This is a genomic window from Aliagarivorans marinus DSM 23064 (assembly GCF_000429485.1).
GTDB lineage: Bacteria > Pseudomonadota > Gammaproteobacteria > Enterobacterales > Celerinatantimonadaceae > Aliagarivorans > Aliagarivorans marinus.
This window is the reverse complement of sequence record NZ_AUBY01000023.1, coordinates 15855-35694: the sequence shown is the minus strand read 5'-3', so window position 1 is coordinate 35694 and position 19840 is coordinate 15855. Positions and strand designations below refer to the sequence as shown.

Sequence of the window (19840 nt, the reverse complement as noted above, 5' to 3'; positions counted from 1 at the left end):
TCCATGAAACTGGTTACTGCTGCATGCATTAAATAGCGCGCCGTAGCTGCAAGCAACCTTGATATCAGTTTCATGGCTATTTCTCCAGAATGTGTGCTATTTATCAGATTTTCCGCTCTTCAATGACTTGATTCAGTCCGAAGTGATAACGCATGTTCCGATACACACAAACGTCGGTAATGTCTTGTGGCGTCCCTTTCGGGATGGCCCGATAGTTGGTTGAGAAGCGATAGCCCTGATGGATGGGCAGTACCCGATGCCAGGTATGGCCATGTAGCAAAATCAAGCTGCCCTTGCGAGGCCTAAGCACCAACTGTTGCTCCATCGCCGCTTCCGGGTCACCCGCGGGTAACAGTCCCAGGCGATGACTGCCGGGCACGATCACCACTTCACCACCCACCTCAGGCTTAATGTCCTCGGTGTAAATCAAACGGTTAAGATTGAACTGATGGACAATCTCTGGGGCACAGTCCTGGTGCCAGGCTTGTCCGCGCGTGCCCGCTTTGGAAAACATCACCATGCAATAGAGGTTTTCCCACTCGTCACCGAGGATCTGTTGGGTGATATCCGAAAAGGCTGGGAACTGCTCAATTTGATCAAACAATTGATGATTGTCGTTCTGAGGAAACCAAGGGATCACCTCGGTTTTGGCTTTCTCCAAAAACTCATCGTTATGCCAAAACGCAGGGTCTACGTCGAAGTATTCGGTGATGGCCTGATTGGCTTGATCCATCAACTGTTGGGGAAAAAAGTCCTCAATCAACAGATAGCCTTGTTGCCAAAATTGTTGGCTTAAACGTTCTAGATCCATCACAAGTCCCTTTATTGCCTGGTGCGCATTGCATATCGCAGTAATAACCCGGACGACTCCCTGTTGGCCTGTTGCGGCCCGTCCTCAAAAGCTGACACAGTCGCTAAACGCGATCAATTATGTAACCGGTTTCAGAATAGGCAGTGATGAACTTAGCGACAAGTTATCAGCGTCGTATTTGCGATCTGGATCGGCTATTTTTTAAGGTATATAAATTATGAATTTTCGTTACAAAAAAGCGGGCTTTAATAGTGTTTTAAAGGCAAAAAAAACCCGCGCTACGCGCGGGTAAAAGGCTGTCAAGCCAAGGAAGGGTGAGAGGATTGCTCACCGTGCTGCTTACTACGAAATGAACGCTTAATTGCAAAGACTGAAGCCTTTCCACGGTGGTAGACCGTCAGTTTGGCATGTTCAATCTCTGTCGTGTTACGGGCTGTCTCACGGCCCGTTACTCGACTCGGTTTCACCATCTCTTTGGCAGTGTTTTTAGACATGGCTTAATCTATTCGATTTACTTTATTTGGTTTAGTTCCTGAACCTTGTCCCAATCTTTGAGCTGGGCAAAGTTTCCCTCATCTAAACGATAGATATAGCGGCCGTTATCCAATCGCTCGAAGAAGCGCTGCTGGATAAGCTCAGATGCTTGTACCCGCGCATCGCCCCAAACACCGTCTTGGCAGGTCTGGCCCAAGCGCACCGCCTCTTGGTTGCGCAAGTCGCAGCGCCAACCGGTCCAGGCATCCCAATGCATATTGATGTACGACACCGCGCGGATACTCTCTTGATGGCGCTCCAGGAACGCGAAGAACGGCTCGTACCACCCCTGCCAGATATCCTCAGCAGAGACCGCTTGCAGGTTTTCAATATGGCTGTTGGCATCAGGCTTGTACTCGCCCTTCTCTATCCAGTAATACTTGGGGCTGGCTTCGGCGATAAAGATTGGTTTGTTCTTACTTGCCAGATAATTGATGACGTTGTCCATCGCCAGGCTATTGCCTTCAGCATCGACATCAGACAGATGACCAAAACCCTCTGGCAAACCACCCGCCGCTTTCTGAGTGGTTTCAGTTAGGCAATCACGCGGCTGAGAGAAGTAAGAGAACGCCACCCAGTCAACGTGCTCATCGCCGGGATACCACGCATCGTAGTCTTCACCAAAGTAGGTGTTAGAGCGCTCCTGGAACGAACCATGACTGCCGTCCATAGCGGCGCAGTAGGCCGCAATCTGCCACACCCTACTCACGTTGTAGGCTTGTTTCTCCTGGATAATGCGGCTGATAACTTGAAAGGCTTCGCGATACTTCTCAGGTGCATAGCCGTTCCAATAACCATCGGCTTCGTAACCAATACGCAGCAGTACCGGGCGCTCCAAGGTTTTAAGGTGATCAATCAGGCGCTCCACGTTTTTAATCGCGCCAGGCTCTTCATTGGCAATACGCACATAGGTCGATTTCATCCACAGACCAATTGCCAGTGTCGCGTCGGGATAATCTTGCACATAAGAAGGCAGGTCCAGTGAACCGTGAGATTCTGGGAAGCGATGGAAAACGCCGGTCAAATCGGCTGAAGCGTATGCGGTAACGGCCGCCGGCTCGACACCAGTATCAGCGACAAACTCATGCAGGGTATCGATATCCTGCCCCATAAAGAACAGGGTCTTACCGCTTGGGGGGGTAAAGCTAAAATGCATAGCATCTGACTCACTGCTTGGCTGCGACGCAGAGGGCACGTTGTCAGCCTGTGCTGAAGGCTCTGTGCTCGCACAAGAGACCAATGCCAACGTAAGCGCTGCGCTAAACAACCCTGAGAGTGCCTTCCTTGATGTGTTATCGATTCCCATTACTCTTTCCGTAACAAACTGGCCGCAATCAAACTGAGTCGCAATAAATGCCAAGTTGTATCCAGCCTTGTGGTTCGCTGATTAATTGAACATGGGTTTTAGTTTAGCTTCCAAAATAATAACTTCTGTGAGGAGAAGCACAGAAATGTAACCGGTTTCAGATAATGTTAGTAATACGTTAACTGCGGAGAATTTAAGGCGATTACGTATTGTCTATCTTCGGTGAGACCATAGAAACTGTGGCCAACCCCCATATAACCACGACAAACATGCTGAAACACAGGGAGCGTTCCAAGTTAACAAATAAGCAAAAAAAAGCCCCGCAGAGCGGGGCTTTTTCAAAATGCACGAAGCTTAAATTAAGCTTTCACTACTACGTCAACCAGAGTCCAAGACTTGGTTTTAGACATAGGGCGACATTCTTTGATGCTTACCACATCGCCTTGAGCGGCGGTGTTGTTCTCATCATGAACGTGCAGTTTGGTAGTACGCTTGATGAATTTACCGTAAATTGGGTGCTTCACCTTACGCTCGATAGCAACAGTAATAGACTTGTCCATTTTGTCGCTAACAACTTTACCTTGTAATGTACGGATAGTTTCGCTCATTACGCACCTGCCTTCTGATTCAGAATAGTTTTCACGCGCGCGATGTCGCGACGTACATTTTTAAGCAAATGTGTTTGGGCTAGCTGACCAGTGCTTGCTTGCATGCGCAGGTTGAATTGCTCACGTAGCAAGTTCAGAAGTTCAGCTTTTAGCTCTTCTACACTTTTATCTTTCAGTTCGTTCGCTTTCATTACATTACCGTCCGCGTTACAAAAGTAGTGCTAACTGGCAGTTTACGTGCCGCTAGCTCAAATGCTTCACGTGCAAGCTCTTCAGATACACCGTCCATCTCATACAGGACTTTGCCTGGCTGGATTTGGGCTACCCAGTACTCAACGTTACCCTTACCTTTACCCATACGAACCTCAAGAGGTTTCTCGGTAATTGGCTTGTCAGGGAATACGCGAATCCAGATCTTACCTTGACGCTTAATGTGACGAGTCATAGCACGACGCGCTGCTTCGATTTGACGAGCAGTCAGACGGCCACGGCCAGTCGCTTTAAGGCCGAAGTCACCGAAAGATACTTTTTGACCTTTCGCTAGACCGCGGTTACGACCAGTGTGTTGCTTACGGAATTTAGTACGTTTTGGTTGTAGCATTCCCGTTTCTCCTATTTAGCGTTGCGCTTGTTGCGCTTAGGCTTAGCAGGAGCTTCAGGAGCAGCAGCTACAGGCATACCGCCCAGGATTTCACCTTTGAAGATCCATACCTTAACGCCGATGATACCGTAGGTAGTCAACGCTTCTGAAGTTGCGTAATCGATGTCTGCACGCAGAGTGTGTAGAGGCACACGGCCTTCACGGTACCACTCAGAACGCGCAATTTCAGCACCGCCCAAACGACCGCTAACTTCAACCTTGATACCTTTGGCACCCAGGCGCATAGCGTTTTGAACTGCGCGCTTCATCGCACGACGGAACATTACACGACGCTCTAGCTGGCTAGAGATAGAGTCGGCAACCAATTTAGCGTCAAGCTCTGGCTTACGTACTTCGGCAATGTTGATTTGCGCAGGTACGCCGGCAAGCTTGTTCACTTTTTGGCGAAGCTTTTCAACGTCTTCACCTTTCTTACCGATTACAACACCTGGACGAGCAGTGTGAATGGTCACACGGATGCTCTTCGCAGGACGTTCGATAGTAATGCGAGAAACAGAGGCGTTTTTCAGCTCTTTAGTAAGAAACTGACGCACTTTGAAATCGCTGTGCAGGTTATCTGCATATTCACCTTTATCGGCATACCAGGTGGAGTTCCATGGTTTAACGATACCTAGGCGAATACCATTAGGATGTACTTTCTGACCCATTGCTTATCTCCTAGCTATCAGATACAACCACAGTGATGTGGCTGGTACGCTTGATAATACGGTCGGCACGGCCTTTCGCACGTGGGCGAATGCGCTTCAGAGTTGGACCATCATCTACAAAGATTTTGGCAACTTTCAGCTCGTCGATGTCGGCGCCTTCGTTGTGCTCGGCATTAGCAATGGCAGACTCTAGTACTTTCTTAACTAGAGCAGCTGCTTTCTTGCTGCTGAATTGCAGAGTTACAAGTGCTTCTTCAACTTTCTGACCGCGGATCTGATCAGCAACCAAGCGAGCCTTTTGCGCAGAAGTGCGAGCAAAACGGTGTTTAGCTAAAGCTTCCATCATCTACTCCTTACTTCTTCTTCGCTTTCTTATCAGCAGCGTGGCCGCGATAAGTACGAGTTGGTGCAAACTCACCCAGTTTGTGACCGATCATTTCATCAGTTACGAATACTGGTACATGCTGACGACCATTATGGACAGCGATGGTCAAACCGATCATTTGTGGAATGATCATTGAGCGACGAGACCAAGTTTTCAATGGTTTCTTGTCCCCGCTTTCCACCGCTTTCTCTACCTTCTTCAACAAGTGCAGGTCAATAAATGGACCTTTCTTGAGAGAACGTGGCATGGCGATTCCCCTTAATTATTTAGTACGACGACGTACGATGTATTTATCAGTACGCTTGTTCTTACGAGTTTTGTAACCCTTGGTAGGTACACCCCAAGGAGTAACTGGGTGACGACCACCTGAGGTACGGCCTTCACCACCACCGTGTGGGTGGTCTACTGGGTTCATAACCACACCGCGAACGGTAGGACGAACACCGCGCCAGCGGTTAGCACCAGCTTTACCCAGCTTGCGTAGCATGTGCTCTGAGTTGCCCACTTCACCTAGGGTGGCGCGGCAATCAGCCAGAACTTTACGCATCTCGCCTGAACGCAGACGCAGGGTTACGTACGCACCGTCGCGAGCAACGATTTGAGCGTAAGCACCAGCAGAACGCGCTAGCTGTGCACCTTTACCAGGCTTCATCTCAACTGCGTGAACAGTAGAACCCACTGGGATGTTGCGCATTGGCAGGGTGTTACCTACCTTGATTTCTGCATCAACACCAGACTGGATTGCATCACCAGCAGTCAGACCTTTAGGAGCCAGGATGTAACGACGCTCACCGTCTGCGTACAGTACAAGTGCAATGTGCGCGCTACGGTTTGGATCGTATTCCAGACGCTCAACCTTCGCAGGAATGCCGTCTTTGTTACGTTTGAAGTCAATCAAACGGTAGTGTTGCTTGTGACCACCACCGATGTGACGAACGGTAATGCGACCGTTGTTGTTACGACCACCAGACTTAGACTTGGTGTCCAACAGAGGCGCATAAGGCTTGCCTTTGTGCAGGTCTTTGTTAACCACTTTAACAACGTGGCGACGACCAGCAGAAGTAGGCTTACATTTTACAATAGCCATTATTCAGTACTCCCCTTATTCAGCGCCGCCAGCGAAGTCGATGTCTGCGCCTTCAGCCAAGGTCACATACGCCTTCTTCACGTCGTTACGACGACCGAAACGAACACCGTGACGCTTGGTTTTACCCTTTTGGTTCAGGGTAGTAACGCCAACAACTTCAACTTCGAATAGTTTCTCTACCGCAGCTTTGATTTCTGCTTTAGTTGCATCTTTTACAACTTTGAAAACCATAGTGTTATTGTTTTCAGCAGACATAGTGCTCTTTTCAGAGATATGTGGAGCTACTAGAACTTTCAACAAACGCTCTTCGCTGATCATGCTAACCACTCCTCAATTTGCTTAACTGCGTCTGCAGTTACCAACACTTTGTCAAAGGCGATCAAGCTTACTGGGTCGATACCAGCAACGTCACGAACGTCTACTTTGTAGAGGTTGCGTGCGGCCAGGAACAGGTTCTCGTCAACTTCTGGAGTGATGATCAGAACGTCGTTCAGATCGTACTCTTTCAGCTTAGCAACCAGCTCTTTGGTCTTAGGTGCTTCTACTGCGAACTTCTCAACAGCGATCAGACGGTCTTGACGAACCAGCTCTGACAGGATGCTGCGGATAGCGCCGCGGTACATTTTCTTGTTAACTTTCTGGCTGTGGTCCTGTGGACGAGCCGCGAAAGTTACGCCACCGCTGCGCCATAGAGGGCTGCGGATAGTACCAGCACGAGCACGGCCAGTACCTTTCTGACGCCATGGTTTCTTACCACCACCTGATACATCAGAACGAGTCTTTTGAGCGCGAGTACCTTGGCGTGCACCTGCAGCGTATGCAGTTACAACCTGGTGGATCAGCGCTTCGTTAAAGTCACGTCCGAAGGTAGTTTCGGAAACTTCAAGAGCGCTTTGCGCGTCTTTCAATACCAATTCCATTACTATCTCCTAACGTTACGCTTTAACAGCTGGCTTAACGATAACGTCACCGTTGGTTGCGCCTGGGACGGCACCTTTAACCAAGATGAGGTTACGTTCAAGATCAACACGTACTACTTCAAGATTTTGAGTAGTTACGCGCTCAGCACCCATGTGGCCGGCCATCTTCTTGCCTTTGAATACTTTACCTGGGCTTTGGTTTTGACCAATAGAACCAGGAGCACGGTGGCTCAAAGAGTTACCGTGGGTAGCATCTTGGGTTTTAAAGTTCCAACGCTTAACGCCGCCTTGGAAACCTTTACCTTTAGAAGTGCCAGTAACGTCTACTAGTTTAACTTCGTTGAACAGATCAACTTTTAGCTCATCAGCTACGTTGATTTGCTCACCTTCTCCGTCAGCAAGACGGAATTCCCACAGGCCACGGCCCGCTTCCACACCAGCTTTGGCAAATTGGCCAGCTTCTGGTTTGGTTACGCGGTTCGCTTTTTTGGTGCCGGTGGTTACCTGAAGAGCACGGTAGCCATCGTTTTCCTCGTTGATTACACGAGTAACACGGTTTGGCTCACACTCGATTACGGTAACTGGAATAGACACACCTTCTTCGGTGAAGATGCGGGTCATTCCAACTTTACGTCCGATTAGACCAATCATTGTAAAAACCTCTTATCGTTCAGACCTGGGATTAACCCAAGCTGATTTGCACATCTACACCAGCAGCAAGGTCTAGGCGCATCAGAGCATCAACGGTTTTATCAGTTGGCTCAACGATGTCTACTAGACGTTTGTGGGTGCGAATTTCATACTGGTCACGCGCGTCTTTGTTAACGTGCGGAGAAACAAGTACGGTGTAACGCTCTTTACGAGTAGGAAGTGGGATAGGGCCACGAACCTGAGCGCCAGTGCGCTTAGCAGTTTCTACGATTTCCGCAGTTGACTGGTCGATCAGACGGTGATCGAAAGCTTTCAAGCGGATTCGGATTCTTTGGTTCTGCATTGACAGAGCTCCAAACTAAAAAAAGAACCTAACATGCACCAACGGCATCCGATTCCGAGATCCGGGGATGGTAGTGCATGCGACGACAACATTTGCCTTCAAATCGAAGGCACTGTAATAAAAAGCAAGGTAGTTAGAAAACGCCTTTGCTTTTGCCCGGCGAACCGGGTGCTCTTAAGAGAGCTGCGACATTATACTCAGCCGCGCCTAGAACACAACACTCCCCCACAAAAATCTGTATTATTTTTCGACAGCTCGATGAAACTTTGCGCTAGCACAAAGCTCGGTAAATTGGTGAGCCCCAGCTGCGGTAAGCGCTAACGCTTTGTTTTACACTGCTTTAATTATTCGTTTGTTGGTTTAGTTGTATGGAAGAAGAACAAACATCCTGCTTATTAGTACTGAGTGAGCATCGGCTCGATCCCGGGCTGGCCAACAGTGCTGCCCCTTGGCATATGGTGCAGCACTCGCTGGCCTGCGATCACCAGCAGTTTGTTGAGTTAAACCAGCAACACCCCATTGCCTTATTGCTGTTAGATCTGCGCGGCGCCGAGCTCGAGCACACCCAGTGGCTGTTCGAGCTGCTGCAAACCTTCCCCGGCGACCTGCCGGTGATTGCGCTGAGCGATCCCCAGCCCACCGCAGAGCTGCTAACCCTGCTCATTAACACCTCGAACCTGCAGCGCATCTTAAGTGAACCCGATTCCGGTCAGGTGCTGGATCTGGTTGAGCAATACTGGCCAAGCACCCGCACCAGCGATTCGCAGCGCAAGCGCTGGCTGGAAGCGCGCCTTGCCGCTCAGGTCTCGCGCTTTCGTAGCGTGTTCTTCGATTACACTACCATGGAAGATGAGCAGTTATCGGAGCGCTTTATCAGCGCCCTGTATCGCTTCTTTGAAGATAACGACGAACACCACCTGTGCCGCCGCTACAGCACCGACCACACCCTTACCGAAGAAGGCCAGGCCAATAACTTTCTGTGGTTTATCGCCAAAGGCGAAGTGGTGCTGCGTAAGGGCGAGCTGGAGGTGGCCCGCATGGGCGAGGGATCGATTGTCGGCGGTATGAGCTTTGTCACCGGCGAGCGCGCCTTTACCACCGGCGTCACCTGCGACACCACCGATGTGATCAAGCTCGATCGCCCGACCTTTGCCAAGGTACTCGATTCCGACAGCGAGCTGCTGCCGATGTTTACCAACCTGCTACTGCGAATGTTTAACCGCCGTCTGCAGAAGAGTATTCGCACCGAGGTTGAGCTACAAAACACCCTGAGCTCCCTCGACAGCGCCCACAGCCAGCTCATCGAGCAAGAGAAGATGGCGATGCTCGGCCAACTGATTGCCGGGGTTGCCCATGAGTTGAATAACCCGGTGGCAGCGATCACCCGTGGCAGCGACACCATCTCCCAGCAGCTCCCGGCACTGCTGAACGGCTCTGTACCCGCCGATAGCGCCGAACTAGGCATGAATATTCTGCAACATGCCCTGAGCACGCCGCCACTGTCGACCGCCGAGCTACGTCGCCGAGCCAAGGAGCATGGCGATCGCTACCCCAATGGCAGCGATGCCCGCCGCTTTGTCTCGATGAGTCTGGATAACGACAGCCTGTGGCCCGGCGGCAAACCCGCGCGCAAACCGCTCAAGTCTGCCCAGCTCGATACCTTGGAGCACTACCAACGAGTCGGCGGCTTCCTGCGTAACATCAGCGTTTGTAGCGAGCGCATCGCCGGACTGGTTAAGCGCCTCAAGCACTATGCCGGACAAGACTCCGAGCGCCCAGTGCAGGCACAGATCAACGATGGCATTGCCGATACCTTGGCCATTATGGAGAACCGCCTCAAGCGCTATGAGTACGAATGCGAGCTGGGCGAGTTGCCCGAGCTACACTGCTACCCCATCGCCCTGCAACAGGTGTGGACCAATATCATCGCCAACGCCTTAGATGCGATGGAAGGCGGCGGTCAGCTACATATAGAAAGTCGTTACATCAGCGACCCTGAGCCAGTGATTGAGGTGGTATTCGCCGACAACGGCCCAGGCATTCCGCAGGAGATCCAACAACGCATCTTTGAGCTGAACTTCACCACCAAACGGGAAGGAAACTTTGGCCTGGGAATTGGTCTAAGTGTTTGTCAGCAAATAATTAATCAACATGGTGGGACCATTAGTCTGGAATCTGAACCAGCGCAAGGAACCCGCTTTACTATTCATTTACCCTTACAAGGAAACCCTCTTTCCCCGGAGTAACTAGCATGGAAAAATTATTAGTATTATGTGTCGACGACGAGCGCGAAGTGCTAGACAGTGTACTGAATGACTTGGCGCCACTGCGCGAACATTTCACCGTAGACGGCGCCGAGAATGTGGCTGAAGCCAAATCGGTTATCGAAGACTACCTAAAAGAAGGCGGGCAACTGGCCCTGATCCTGGCTGACCACATTATGCCGGTCGACTTGGGCATCGATTTTCTGATTGACCTGAACCAGCAAGAGTCCACGTTGGCGGCGAAGAAGATCCTGTTAACCGGCCAGGCCGAGTTGCAAGACACCATTGCCGCAATCAACCGTGGCGGTCTGAACTACTACCTGGCTAAGCCATGGTCTTCTGACGAGCTGCAACGCATCGTCAAAGACAAGCTGACCGACTATGTGCTGGAGCACAGCAGCAATCCTCTGCCCTATGCCTCAGTGCTGGATAGCGAGCGGATCTTCGGTGCCGTGAGTAAGGGTCGCTTAGACGTATCTAGCACCTCCATCTAGCGCCAGCTATATGAATTAAAAAAGCCGCATCATCGGATGCGGCTTTTTGTATGGGCTAGCTACAGGCTGTGTTTAGGCCACTTGCTGCTTGTGGATCAGCTGGGCGTCTTGCACCAAATGAAACTCCAGCGCCACCTCATCACAGGCATGCTGGCGAGGACAAACGTCACAGTCCTTCATCACCTTCTCCGGCAGCATGTTCTTCGAGGTCGGGCTAAAGCCCATCTTCATAAAGAACTCGGGCACCCGGGTCAGCACAAACAGCTTCTCGATCTCCATCTTGCGCGCCTTGCGAATAAGGTGCTCAACCATCGCCTTGCCTTGACCAATGCGCTGGTAGTCGGGCTCAACCCCGAGCGAACGGATCTCAGCCAAACCAGTATCGTACAAGTAGAGCGAAGCACAGCCAGTTACCTTGCCGCCCTGTTCACTCACCGCAAAATCACCGACTGCCTGAACCAGCTCTGGACGGCTACGCGGCAAGTTTTCACCCACCTGCGACCAGTAGTTGACCATCGCCTCGATGGTATCCAGATCGGTCATCCGCGCCGAGCGCACCCGCAAGCCGCTGATGCTGCGTTGCGACAAACGTGTTTCGGCCTCGCTGATGGCATGCTCCACCTGCTCAGGCGCGACCCCGCCCAAGGCTTGACGCTTGGCCAGCGTCGATTCCAGCGACAGGTGCGGATAGACATCATCTTCAATCTCAGGCGCCAGCGCTTTAAAGTCGCTCAGGCCGAGCTCTTCGAGCGGCACGCCCTTCTCAATGGCCTGCACCACCGCAATCCCTACAATATGGTGGGCCTCGCGGAATGGGATGCCTTTGGCGACCAAGTAGTCGGCCAGCTCGGTGGCATTGGAGTAGCCGCCTAGCGCCGCTTCGCGGGTGACCTCTTCGTGTACCTGCATATCATCGAGCACCAGCTCGGCCATCGCCAGGCAATCGCCCCAGGTATCGAGGGCATCGAACAGACCTTCTTTGTCTTCCTGCATGTCCTTGTTGTAGGCCAGCGGCAGCGCTTTAAGGGTCATCATAATGCCTGACAGCGAGCCATAAACGCGGCCTGCTTTACCACGGATTAGCTCCAGCGCATCTGGGTTTTTCTTTTGTGGCATCAGTGACGAGCCTGAGGTCACCTGGTCTGAGAGATCCAAGAAGGCCGACTCGCCACTGTTATAGAAGATCAGATCCTCAGCCATCCGGCTTAGGTGGATCATGCTAATCGAGGCGCCGGAGATCAGCTCAACCACGTGGTCACGGTCGGACACGGTATCGAGGCTGTTACGGGTGGCACGGCGGAAGCCAAGGTCTTTGGCTATCTGTTGGCGGTCCATCGGATAGGCGGTACCAGCCAGTGCGCCACAGCCTAGTGGGCAGCTGTCCAAACGCTTCAGGCAATCTTGCAAACGCGAGTAATCACGCTCGAACATCTCCACATAGGCCATCGCCCAGTGAGAGAAGGTCACCGGTTGCGCGCGCTGCAAGTGGGTGTAACCTGGCAGAACGGTGTCTTGCTGGGAACGGGCAAAAGCCAGCAGCTTTTGTTGCAGCTTATCGAGGTGCTCAAGCAGCACCAAGCCTTGGTCTTTACACCACAGCTTTAAGTCGGTGGCGACTTGGTCGTTACGGCTACGGCCGGTGTGCAGTTTTTTACCGAGGTCGCCAACCCGCTGAATCAGCTGACCTTCCACCCAAGAGTGGATATCTTCCGCATCGCTGCCAAGGATCTGCTGGGGGTTCTCAGCCACCTGCTTGCCCAGTTCAACCAAGGCTTGCTCTAGTCGTAGCTGTTCGTCTTCGGTTAGTACGCCAACGCTGAGTAGTGCCTTCGACCATGCAATCGAGCCGGTGATGTCCTGCTCTGCTAAGCGGTAGTCGAAGCGTAGTGAATCATTAAATTGCTTAAAACGGGTATCTGCTGCCTGGCTGAACCGTCCGCCCCACAATGCCATGTGTCTCTCCATTAAATTGCGAAAACCTCAGCCTGTATAAACTAACCAGGCTGAGGTTTGTATTGCTCGTTTGTTTCTACAGCCTAGCTCTTTTCATTGAGTGCGCGAATGCGGCTAGCCAGTGAGTACAAACGGATAAATCCTTCTGCGTGTTTTTGATCGTAAACCTGATCGGCACCGAAGGTGGCAAACTCTTCTGAGTAGAGGCTGTTTGGTGAGCGCTTCTGCGTCGCAACCGCTTGGCCTTTGTACAGTTTAACCACAACTTCGCCGTTCACATCTTCCGCCAGGGCGCTGGATGCTGCAACCAGTGACTTACACAGCGGGGTGAACCAGCGACCATCATACACCAGATGCGCCATCTCCTGACCCAACTTGTCGCGCCAAACCCGTGAGGTTTTATCCAGCACCAGCTCTTCGATGGCACGCAGCGCCGCCACAATCACGGTGCCTCCCGGGGTTTCGTAGCAACCACGCGACTTCATACCTACGGTACGGTTCTCGGTGATGTCAACGCGGCCAACGCCGTGGGCAGCAGCAATCTCGTTAAGCTTCATCAGTACGCCGTAAGGACTCAGCGCCTCGTCGTTCACCGACACGACGCGGCCTTGCTCGACTTTCAGCGATACGTACTCAGGCGCATTTGGAGCATCAACCGGGTCAACCGTCATGGTCCACACGCCTTTGCTTGGCTCGTTCCATGGGTCTTCCAGCTCACCACCTTCGTGGGAGATGTGCCACGCGTTAGCATCACGGCTGTAGATCTTGGTCGCTGACGCAGTGGTTGGGATGTTGCGTTCGGCCAAGTAATCCAGCAGGTCTTCACGGCTTACCATGTCCCACTCACGCCATGGGGCAATCACAGTCAGCTCAGGGGCCAGCGCGGCGAAGCAGCTCTCGAAACGGATTTGGTCGTTACCTTTACCGGTACAACCGTGACATACCGCATCGGCACCCACTTTGCGGGCCACTTCCACTTGCGCCTTAGCGATAATCGGACGGGCCATTGAGGTTCCCAGCAGGTAGGTACCTTCGTATACCGCACCGGTGGTGATAGTTGGGTAGATGTAGTCGCTAACGAACTCTTCTTTTAGATCAACGATGTGACACTCAGAGGCGCCAGAGGCCAATGCTTTGGCTTCCAGGCCTTCCAGCTCTTCGTCGCCTTGGCCCACATCGGCACAGAAGGCAACAATTTCACAGTCGTTGTAGGTCTCTTTTAGCCATGGAATGATGGCTGAAGTATCCAGACCGCCGGAGTATGCCAGCACCACTTTTTTAATCGTGTTCTCAGTTTGAATTGCCATGTTGTGTATTCCTTTATCTGTATTCTATGCAAGCAGGCTAACCAGCACGGCGTTTTGAGCGTGCATGCGGTTTTCAGCCTGATCGAAAATAAGTGACTGCGGGCCGTCCATTACCTCGGAGGTGATCTCCAACTCACGGTGAGCCGGCTGGCAGTGCAGTACGTGTTTGATGCCGTAGCGATCCATCATCGCCTGATTGATCTGGTAAGGCAGGAAGCGTTGCTTCACCGCATCCAGCGGGGTGTCATCGCCCATCGATACCCAAGTATCGCCGTATACCACGTCGTAGCCTTGAATGTCGTCGATGTTGTCGGACACCACGATCTTGCCACCGGACACTGCCGCCAGCTGACGGGCCTTGTCGACGATCTGTGCATCTGGGTTAGAGCCGAGCGGGCAAATCGCCGCCACTTCCATCCCTAAGATCGCACCGCCAAGCAGCAGCGAATGAGTCACATTGTTACCATCGCCCAAGTAGGCCAGCTTGACCTTGCTCAGATCGTCGTAGTTCTCGCTAATGGTCAGGAAGTCCGCCAACCCTTGGCAAGGGTGGTAAAGGTCACACAGCGAGTTCACCACCGGCACCGAGCTGTGCTCTTTCAAGGTTTGCAGGGTCTTGTGAGAGAACACCCGGGCAACAATGGCATCGGCCCAGCGGGTAATGTTGGAGGCAAAATCCTTGACACTCTCACGCTCGCCCATGGCACCGTTTTGCTGGTCCAGGTAGACCGCATGGCCACCCAGCTTGTTAATGCCAATATCGAAGGTCACGCGGGTACGTAGCGAAGGCTTCTCGAACAAGGTGACCACGCTTTTGCCGGCCAAGGCTTGGCCGTACTCAGCAGGGTTGGCCTTGATTTTCTTGGCCAGTGCCAGCAGCTCTAGTATCTGTGCTTGGCTGAGCTCTTGCAGGCTCAGCAAATGATTAAAATCACTCATCATCTTTCCTTAATTACCGCGCCGTTAACCCACTAAGGTCCCGGCGGCACTATCTGTTGCAGCTGTCCCTGACAGGAAGTCAGCCAGCAGCTCGGGCTGTTGCCAAGAGGCCAACAGCACTTGCTGGCCCAGTGTTTGGGCTGCATCCAACGCTGCGTTTACTTTAACCGCCATGCCATCAGTGATCACCCCATCGGCAATCAGTTGCTGTGACTGTTGTTGATTCAGGCTGGCAATCAAGGCTTTGTCACCATCCAGCACGCCCGGCACATCACTGAGTAGCACCAGCTGAGCGTTGAGCGACTGGGCAATCGCTACCGCAGCCTGATCGGCATTTACGTTATACAGCAATCCATCCTGACCCACACCGATTGATGACACAACCGGTAAATAGTTCTGCGACAACAATAACTTAAGTAGCTGAGGATTGCCCGGCTCGGCTGCCGCAACATGGCCCAAACGCGCATCGAAAGGCGCCACTTTGCAGATGCCAGCATCACCCAGACACAGGCCCAATGCCGAATAGCCGTGTTTCAGACAGCTGGCCAGCAGCAGTTTGTTGCTGGTACCAGCAAGCGCGCCGGTCACGTAGGGGATTTGCTCAGCGGGGGTGACGCGCAGGCCATCAACCTTGCTCGAAGTCATGCCCAAGCCACTAAGTAGTTGCTCGATCACCACCCCGCCACCGTGTACCAGTAGCCACGGTCGATTCAGTCCTTTTAGGCCTTGTAGCAAATTCGAGAGCAGTTGGTCTTGCTCCAATACCGCGCCGCCAACTTTGATTACTAAAGGAGACATCACAACTCCTTACAGCAGCGATTCGGTAACAGCAAAGCCGTTACGGATGTTGACGCATTGCATCGCCTGAGAAGCGGCACCTTTAAGCAGGTTGTCCTCAGCGCTGACCACAATCAGGTCTTGCTCCTGCTGAGCCCACGCCAAATCGATAAACGGGCTGTTGGCCACTTTGTCGATGGCAGGCCAGCTGCCGTCCAGCAAACGTACTATCGGCTTATCGGCGTAGGCTTGTTGGTAAACCGCGTTCACCTGCTCCGGCGTCACGCCTTCTTTAAGTTGCACATTAATGGTGGCGAGAATGCCACGCTTGAAGTTGCCCAAGTGCGGCGTAAAGATCACCTGATTACCCAAATGACTGGCGATTTCCGGCTGGTGACGATGGTTGAACACGCCGTAAGGGTTCAAACTCACTTCGCAGAAGCTGCTGGTCAGCGATGCTTTGCGACCCGCACCACTTACGCCACTGGTGGCGTTAATCACCGGCTTACCCACAATAAAGCCCGCCTCGGCCAGTGGCTTAAGCGCGATCAGCGAGGCGGTGGGGTAGCAGCCGGGCACCGCAATCAGCTGCGCTTTATTAACATATTCACTATTCCATTCAGCCAGGCCATACACCGCCTGCTCTAGCAGGGCCGGGTAGCGATGTTCAAAGCCATAAAAACGCTGATAAAAATCTGGGTCATTAACACGGAAGGCACCGCTTAGGTCAAACACCTGGCAGCCAACGGATAAAAATGCATGGGCGATGTCGTGGCTCACCTCGTGGGCGGTTGCCAACAACACTATGTCGATATCAGCAAATAACTCAGAGATATCTGCTGGATCGAGAGGTAAAACCGGAAGATCTACCTGACCCAATAGCTGACCATGTAACTGCGAAAGTGGCTTACCGGCATCGGCACTGTTTTTCGATACGTACAAGCCACTTAGCTCTATATAAGGATGTTTGTTGAGGAATTTGGCTAGCTCAGCGCCGGTATATCCGCTGGCTCCAACAACCGCTGCCTTTAACATTGTTTAAGTCCGTTTTGCTAAACCCGTATACTCTGGACATTGTTCACGATTACCCGTCACAATGCACCAGAATAGTGAAAATATAGGCTCTAGTATACACAGCTAAATATGCATTAAAAGTGAATTATTATATTTTTAGATTTGTCGATACTTTGTCCCACTAAGGGACTGAATTGGTTCTATATTGAGCTTTGATTATTATCAAAATATCTGTAAGTAAGTTTCATCAATTTTGACTGCGAAATGCGGTTTATGTATGTTGGGACACGAAAATACCCGCTATTTACGTTATTAAATTTCAAAAATAACCTTAGATAGCAAAAACTTGGGGATACACAATGAGTCAACCGACTACTCAGGAAGTGAACGCGTCTTTGCGCGGTAATGTTAAGTTGCTTGGTCAATTGCTGGGCAACACCATCAAAAGTCATCTTGGTGAAGAGTTTCTAGAAAAAATTGAAGCCATTCGCCAGTTGTCTAAGAAGTCTCATGAAGGCGATGATGCCGCTCGTGAGCAGCTAGTCGATCTGCTGCGTAACCTCAGCGATGAAGAGCTGCTGCCGGTAACCCGAGCATTCAGCCAGTTTCTGAACCTGGCCAACGTGGCTGAACAGTTCCACACCATCTCGCGCAACTGCGATAAAGGCGTGGCAGTGGCCGACCCCGTCGACGAGCTATTCCAGAAGCTACAGGGCGAGAACCTCAGCGAAGCCGAGATCCGCGAAGCGGTGTCTAAGCTGAGCATCGAAGTGGTACTGACTGCTCACCCAACCGAGGTGACCCGTCGCACGCTGATTAACAAGCACGTACAAATGAACGATTGCTTGGATTGGCTGGAGCTGGACCTGCCAGAACAAGAGCGCGAACAGATCCTAACCCGCTTGGAAGCACTGATTAACCAAGCGTGGCACACCGACGAAATCCGTAAGATCCGCCCAACCCCAGTCGATGAAGCGAAGTGGGGCTTTGCGGTTATCGAGAACTCACTATGGCACGCCGTGCCAGAGTTTATCCGCCAGTTCGACAGCAAGCTGCAACAGCGCTTTGATATGCGCCTGCCGCTGGATGCCGCTCCGGTAATCTTCTCTTCTTGGATGGGTGGTGACCGTGACGGTAACCCATTCGTAACCGCCAAGGTGACCGAAGAAGTCTTGCTATCGAGCCGCTGGGTAGCCACCGACCTTTACCTGGAGGAGGTGAAGCACCTGGTGAAAGAGCTGTCGATGAGCGATGCCAGCGAAGCGCTGCTGTCACAAACCGACAACCACGACGAGCCTTACCGTGCCGTACTGAAGGTACTGCGCGCCGAGCTACAAGAAACCCACGACTATCTGACCGCCAAGCTGAAAGGCCAGTACACCGAAGCACGCGATCTTATCGTGAGCAACGAACAGCTGCGTGAGCCGCTGGAGCTGTGCTACGACAGCCTGCACGATGCCGGTATGGGCATCATCGCCGACGGCACCCTGCTGGATCTGCTGCGTCGTATCTCGTGCTTTGGCATTAACCTGCTGCGTCTGGATATCCGCCAAGATGCCTCTCGCCACACCGAAGCGGTATCTGAGATCACTCGCTACCTGGGTCTGGGCGATTACGCACAGTGGACCGAGACCGACAAGCAAAGCTTCTTGCTGCAAGAGCTGAACTCTAAGCGCCCGCTGCTACCACGCGACTGGGAGCCAAGTGAGTCAGTACAAGAGGTACTGGACACCTGTAAGGTGATCGCCAAGCAGCGCCGCGAAGCGCTGGGTATCTACATTATCTCTATGGCTGCCGAGCCATCAGACGTACTGTCGGTACAACTGCTGCTTAAAGAAGCTGGTTGTCCGTTCCGTCTGCCGGTTGCTCCGCTGTTCGAAACCGAAGAGGATTTGAATAACGCGCCGGCCACCATGAGCAAACTGCTATCGGTTGACTGGTACCGCGGCTACATTGATGGCCACCAGCACGTAATGATTGGTTATTCGGATTCAGCCAAAGATGCCGGTGTTCTAGCTGCGGCCTGGGCACAATACCGCGCGATGGAAGCGCTGGTAAGCATCTGCGATAACCAGCAGATCAAACTGACCTTGTTCCATGGCCGTGGCGGTACTATCGGTCGTGGTGGCGCGCCTGCGCACGCCGCACTGTTGTCACAGCCTCCGGGCTCGCTAAAAGGCGGCCTGCGCGTGACTGAGCAAGGCGAGATGATCCGCTTTAAGTTCGGCCTGCCAAAAGTGGCCCTGAACAGCCTAAGCTTGTACGCCAGCGCGATTTTGGAAGCGAACCTGCTGCCGCCAATCGAGCCTAAGCAAGAGTGGCGCGACATTATGGATCAGGTTGCTGAGACCTCCTGTGATGCCTACCGCGGCGTAGTACGTGGTGAAGAGCAGTTCGTGCCTTACTTCCGCTCAGCAACGCCAGAGCAAGAGCTAGGCAAGCTGCCTCTGGGTAGTCGACCAGCCAAGCGTCGTGCCGATGGCGGTGTAGAGAGCCTACGTGCCATTCCATGGATCTTCTCTTGGTCACAGAACCGTCTGCTATTGCCAGCATGGCTGGGTAGCGAGACCGCACTGCGCCAGCTAATCGAAGATGGCAAGCAAGATGTGTTCAAAGAGATGCGCCAATGGCCGTTCTTTGAAGCCCGTCTGGCGATGCTGGAAATGGTATTCGTGAAAGCAGACAGCTGGCTGTCTGAGATCTACGAAGAGCGTCTGGTTGAGCCTGAGCTGCATCGCCTGGGTGTGGATCTGCGTGAGCGTCTGGCTAAAGCAGAAGAGCACCTGCTGACCCTAACTGGCGCTGAGAAGCTTTTGGCCGAACAGCCTTGGGTTGAACAAGCCCTGAAGGCCCGTGCACCATACATCGACCCGCTACACGTGCTGCAGGTTGAGCTACTGAACCGTTCGCGTAAAGCCGACGAGCTGCACCCGCTGGTTGACCAAGCATTGATGGTAAGCATCGCTGGCATCGCTGCAGGTATGCGTAACACCGGTTAAGCCGGAGCGGCTACTTAGTTAGCTACAGAGAAACCAGAGGCCGTCCTTGTGACGGCCTCTTTGTTTTTATTAAACGTAATTTTGTCGACTCGCTCGCAGACTTAAGGATTTTGCCCCTCGCAAACTGCGCTAAATCAAAA

At 52.4% G+C, this 19840-nt stretch carries 22 protein-coding genes; 3 read left to right on the top strand and 19 right to left on the bottom strand.

What is annotated here, in order from left to right; translation table 11 throughout:
• Positions 1-103: 103 nt before the first annotated feature.
• The 14 genes from G461_RS0110995 to rpsJ all read right to left on the bottom strand — a co-directional run bounded on the left by G461_RS0110995 (position 104) and on the right by rpsJ (position 7953).
• Complete coding sequence (locus tag G461_RS0110995; RefSeq protein ID WP_026959660.1) at positions 104-811, bottom strand: phytanoyl-CoA dioxygenase family protein; 708 nt, start codon at positions 809-811, stop codon at positions 104-106.
• 299 nt (positions 812-1110) lie between these two features.
• A complete protein-coding gene (locus G461_RS26080) occupies positions 1111-1305 on the bottom strand; it encodes a hypothetical protein (RefSeq protein ID WP_157360290.1) in 195 nt (64 codons plus the stop codon).
• Positions 1306-1322: 17 nt separating this feature from the next.
• A complete protein-coding gene (locus G461_RS0110990) occupies positions 1323-2501 on the bottom strand; it encodes a glycoside hydrolase family 26 protein (protein ID WP_026971872.1) in 1179 nt (392 codons plus the stop codon).
• A 509-nt stretch (positions 2502-3010) separates the two neighbouring features.
• A complete protein-coding gene (gene rpsQ, locus G461_RS0110985; protein WP_026959662.1) occupies positions 3011-3259 on the bottom strand; it encodes a 30S ribosomal protein S17 in 249 nt (82 codons plus the stop codon).
• Positions 3259-3450 (bottom strand): 50S ribosomal protein L29, encoded by a 192-nt coding sequence (gene rpmC, locus G461_RS0110980; RefSeq protein WP_026959663.1) that lies wholly within the window; start codon positions 3448-3450, stop codon positions 3259-3261. The genes rpsQ and rpmC overlap by 1 nt, the downstream gene beginning before the upstream one ends.
• Positions 3450-3860, bottom strand: coding sequence for a 50S ribosomal protein L16 (rplP, locus tag G461_RS0110975; protein ID WP_026959664.1), 411 nt, complete (start codon positions 3858-3860; stop codon positions 3450-3452). The genes rpmC and rplP overlap by 1 nt, the downstream gene beginning before the upstream one ends.
• Positions 3861-3871: 11 nt before the next feature.
• Positions 3872-4567: a 30S ribosomal protein S3 gene (gene rpsC / locus G461_RS0110970; RefSeq protein ID WP_026959665.1), complete on the bottom strand. Its 696-nt coding sequence runs from the start codon at positions 4565-4567 to the stop codon at positions 3872-3874.
• A gap of 10 nt (positions 4568-4577) precedes the next feature.
• On the bottom strand, positions 4578-4910 hold the full coding sequence (gene rplV / locus G461_RS0110965; protein ID WP_026959666.1) for a 50S ribosomal protein L22: 333 nt from the start codon (positions 4908-4910) through the stop codon (positions 4578-4580).
• Positions 4911-4920: 10 nt separating this feature from the next.
• Positions 4921-5199, bottom strand: coding sequence for a 30S ribosomal protein S19 (rpsS, locus tag G461_RS0110960; RefSeq protein WP_026959667.1), 279 nt, complete (start codon positions 5197-5199; stop codon positions 4921-4923).
• A 15-nt stretch (positions 5200-5214) separates the two neighbouring features.
• Positions 5215-6039 carry a 50S ribosomal protein L2 gene (rplB, locus tag G461_RS0110955; protein WP_026959668.1) on the bottom strand — a complete coding sequence of 275 codons (825 nt, stop codon included), beginning with the start codon at positions 6037-6039 and terminating at the stop codon, positions 5215-5217.
• A 15-nt stretch (positions 6040-6054) separates the two neighbouring features.
• The gene (gene rplW, locus G461_RS0110950) at positions 6055-6357 is read right to left on the bottom strand and encodes a 50S ribosomal protein L23 (RefSeq protein WP_026959669.1); all 303 of its coding nucleotides are present in this window, start codon (positions 6355-6357) and stop codon (positions 6055-6057) included.
• On the bottom strand, positions 6354-6959 hold the full coding sequence (gene rplD, locus G461_RS0110945; protein WP_026959670.1) for a 50S ribosomal protein L4: 606 nt from the start codon (positions 6957-6959) through the stop codon (positions 6354-6356). The genes rplW and rplD overlap by 4 nt, the downstream gene beginning before the upstream one ends.
• Positions 6960-6974: 15 nt before the next feature.
• Positions 6975-7610, bottom strand: a complete 636-nt coding sequence (gene rplC / locus G461_RS0110940; protein ID WP_026959671.1) for a 50S ribosomal protein L3 — start codon at positions 7608-7610, stop codon at positions 6975-6977.
• A gap of 31 nt (positions 7611-7641) precedes the next feature.
• Complete coding sequence (gene rpsJ / locus G461_RS0110935) at positions 7642-7953, bottom strand: 30S ribosomal protein S10 (protein WP_014290685.1); 312 nt, start codon at positions 7951-7953, stop codon at positions 7642-7644.
• A gap of 368 nt (positions 7954-8321) precedes the next feature.
• Between rpsJ and G461_RS23985 the strand changes: the two genes are divergently transcribed.
• On the top strand, positions 8322-10199 hold the full coding sequence (locus G461_RS23985; RefSeq protein ID WP_035480074.1) for an ATP-binding protein: 1878 nt from the start codon (positions 8322-8324) through the stop codon (positions 10197-10199).
• A 5-nt stretch (positions 10200-10204) separates the two neighbouring features.
• Positions 10205-10711, top strand: a complete 507-nt coding sequence (locus G461_RS0110925; protein ID WP_026959673.1) for a response regulator — start codon at positions 10205-10207, stop codon at positions 10709-10711.
• A gap of 72 nt (positions 10712-10783) precedes the next feature.
• Here G461_RS0110925 and argH read toward each other — a convergent pair whose 3' ends face one another.
• From argH to argC, 5 genes are all read right to left on the bottom strand, one after another.
• Positions 10784-12664, bottom strand: coding sequence for an argininosuccinate lyase (gene argH, locus G461_RS0110920; protein ID WP_026971871.1), 1881 nt, complete (start codon positions 12662-12664; stop codon positions 10784-10786).
• Positions 12665-12747: 83 nt separating this feature from the next.
• Positions 12748-13971 (bottom strand): argininosuccinate synthase, encoded by a 1224-nt coding sequence (locus tag G461_RS0110915; protein WP_026959675.1) that lies wholly within the window; start codon positions 13969-13971, stop codon positions 12748-12750.
• 24 nt (positions 13972-13995) lie between these two features.
• Positions 13996-14910 (bottom strand): ornithine carbamoyltransferase, encoded by a 915-nt coding sequence (locus tag G461_RS0110910; RefSeq protein WP_026971870.1) that lies wholly within the window; start codon positions 14908-14910, stop codon positions 13996-13998.
• A gap of 24 nt (positions 14911-14934) precedes the next feature.
• Positions 14935-15708 (bottom strand): acetylglutamate kinase, encoded by a 774-nt coding sequence (gene argB / locus G461_RS23980; protein WP_051333509.1) that lies wholly within the window; start codon positions 15706-15708, stop codon positions 14935-14937.
• A 9-nt stretch (positions 15709-15717) separates the two neighbouring features.
• Positions 15718-16722 carry an N-acetyl-gamma-glutamyl-phosphate reductase gene (argC, locus tag G461_RS0110900; protein WP_026971869.1) on the bottom strand — a complete coding sequence of 335 codons (1005 nt, stop codon included), beginning with the start codon at positions 16720-16722 and terminating at the stop codon, positions 15718-15720.
• Between the two features lie 338 nt (positions 16723-17060).
• Between argC and ppc the strand changes: the two genes are divergently transcribed.
• Positions 17061-19700, top strand: a complete 2640-nt coding sequence (ppc, locus tag G461_RS0110895; protein ID WP_026971868.1) for a phosphoenolpyruvate carboxylase — start codon at positions 17061-17063, stop codon at positions 19698-19700.
• Positions 19701-19840: the final 140 nt, after the last annotated feature.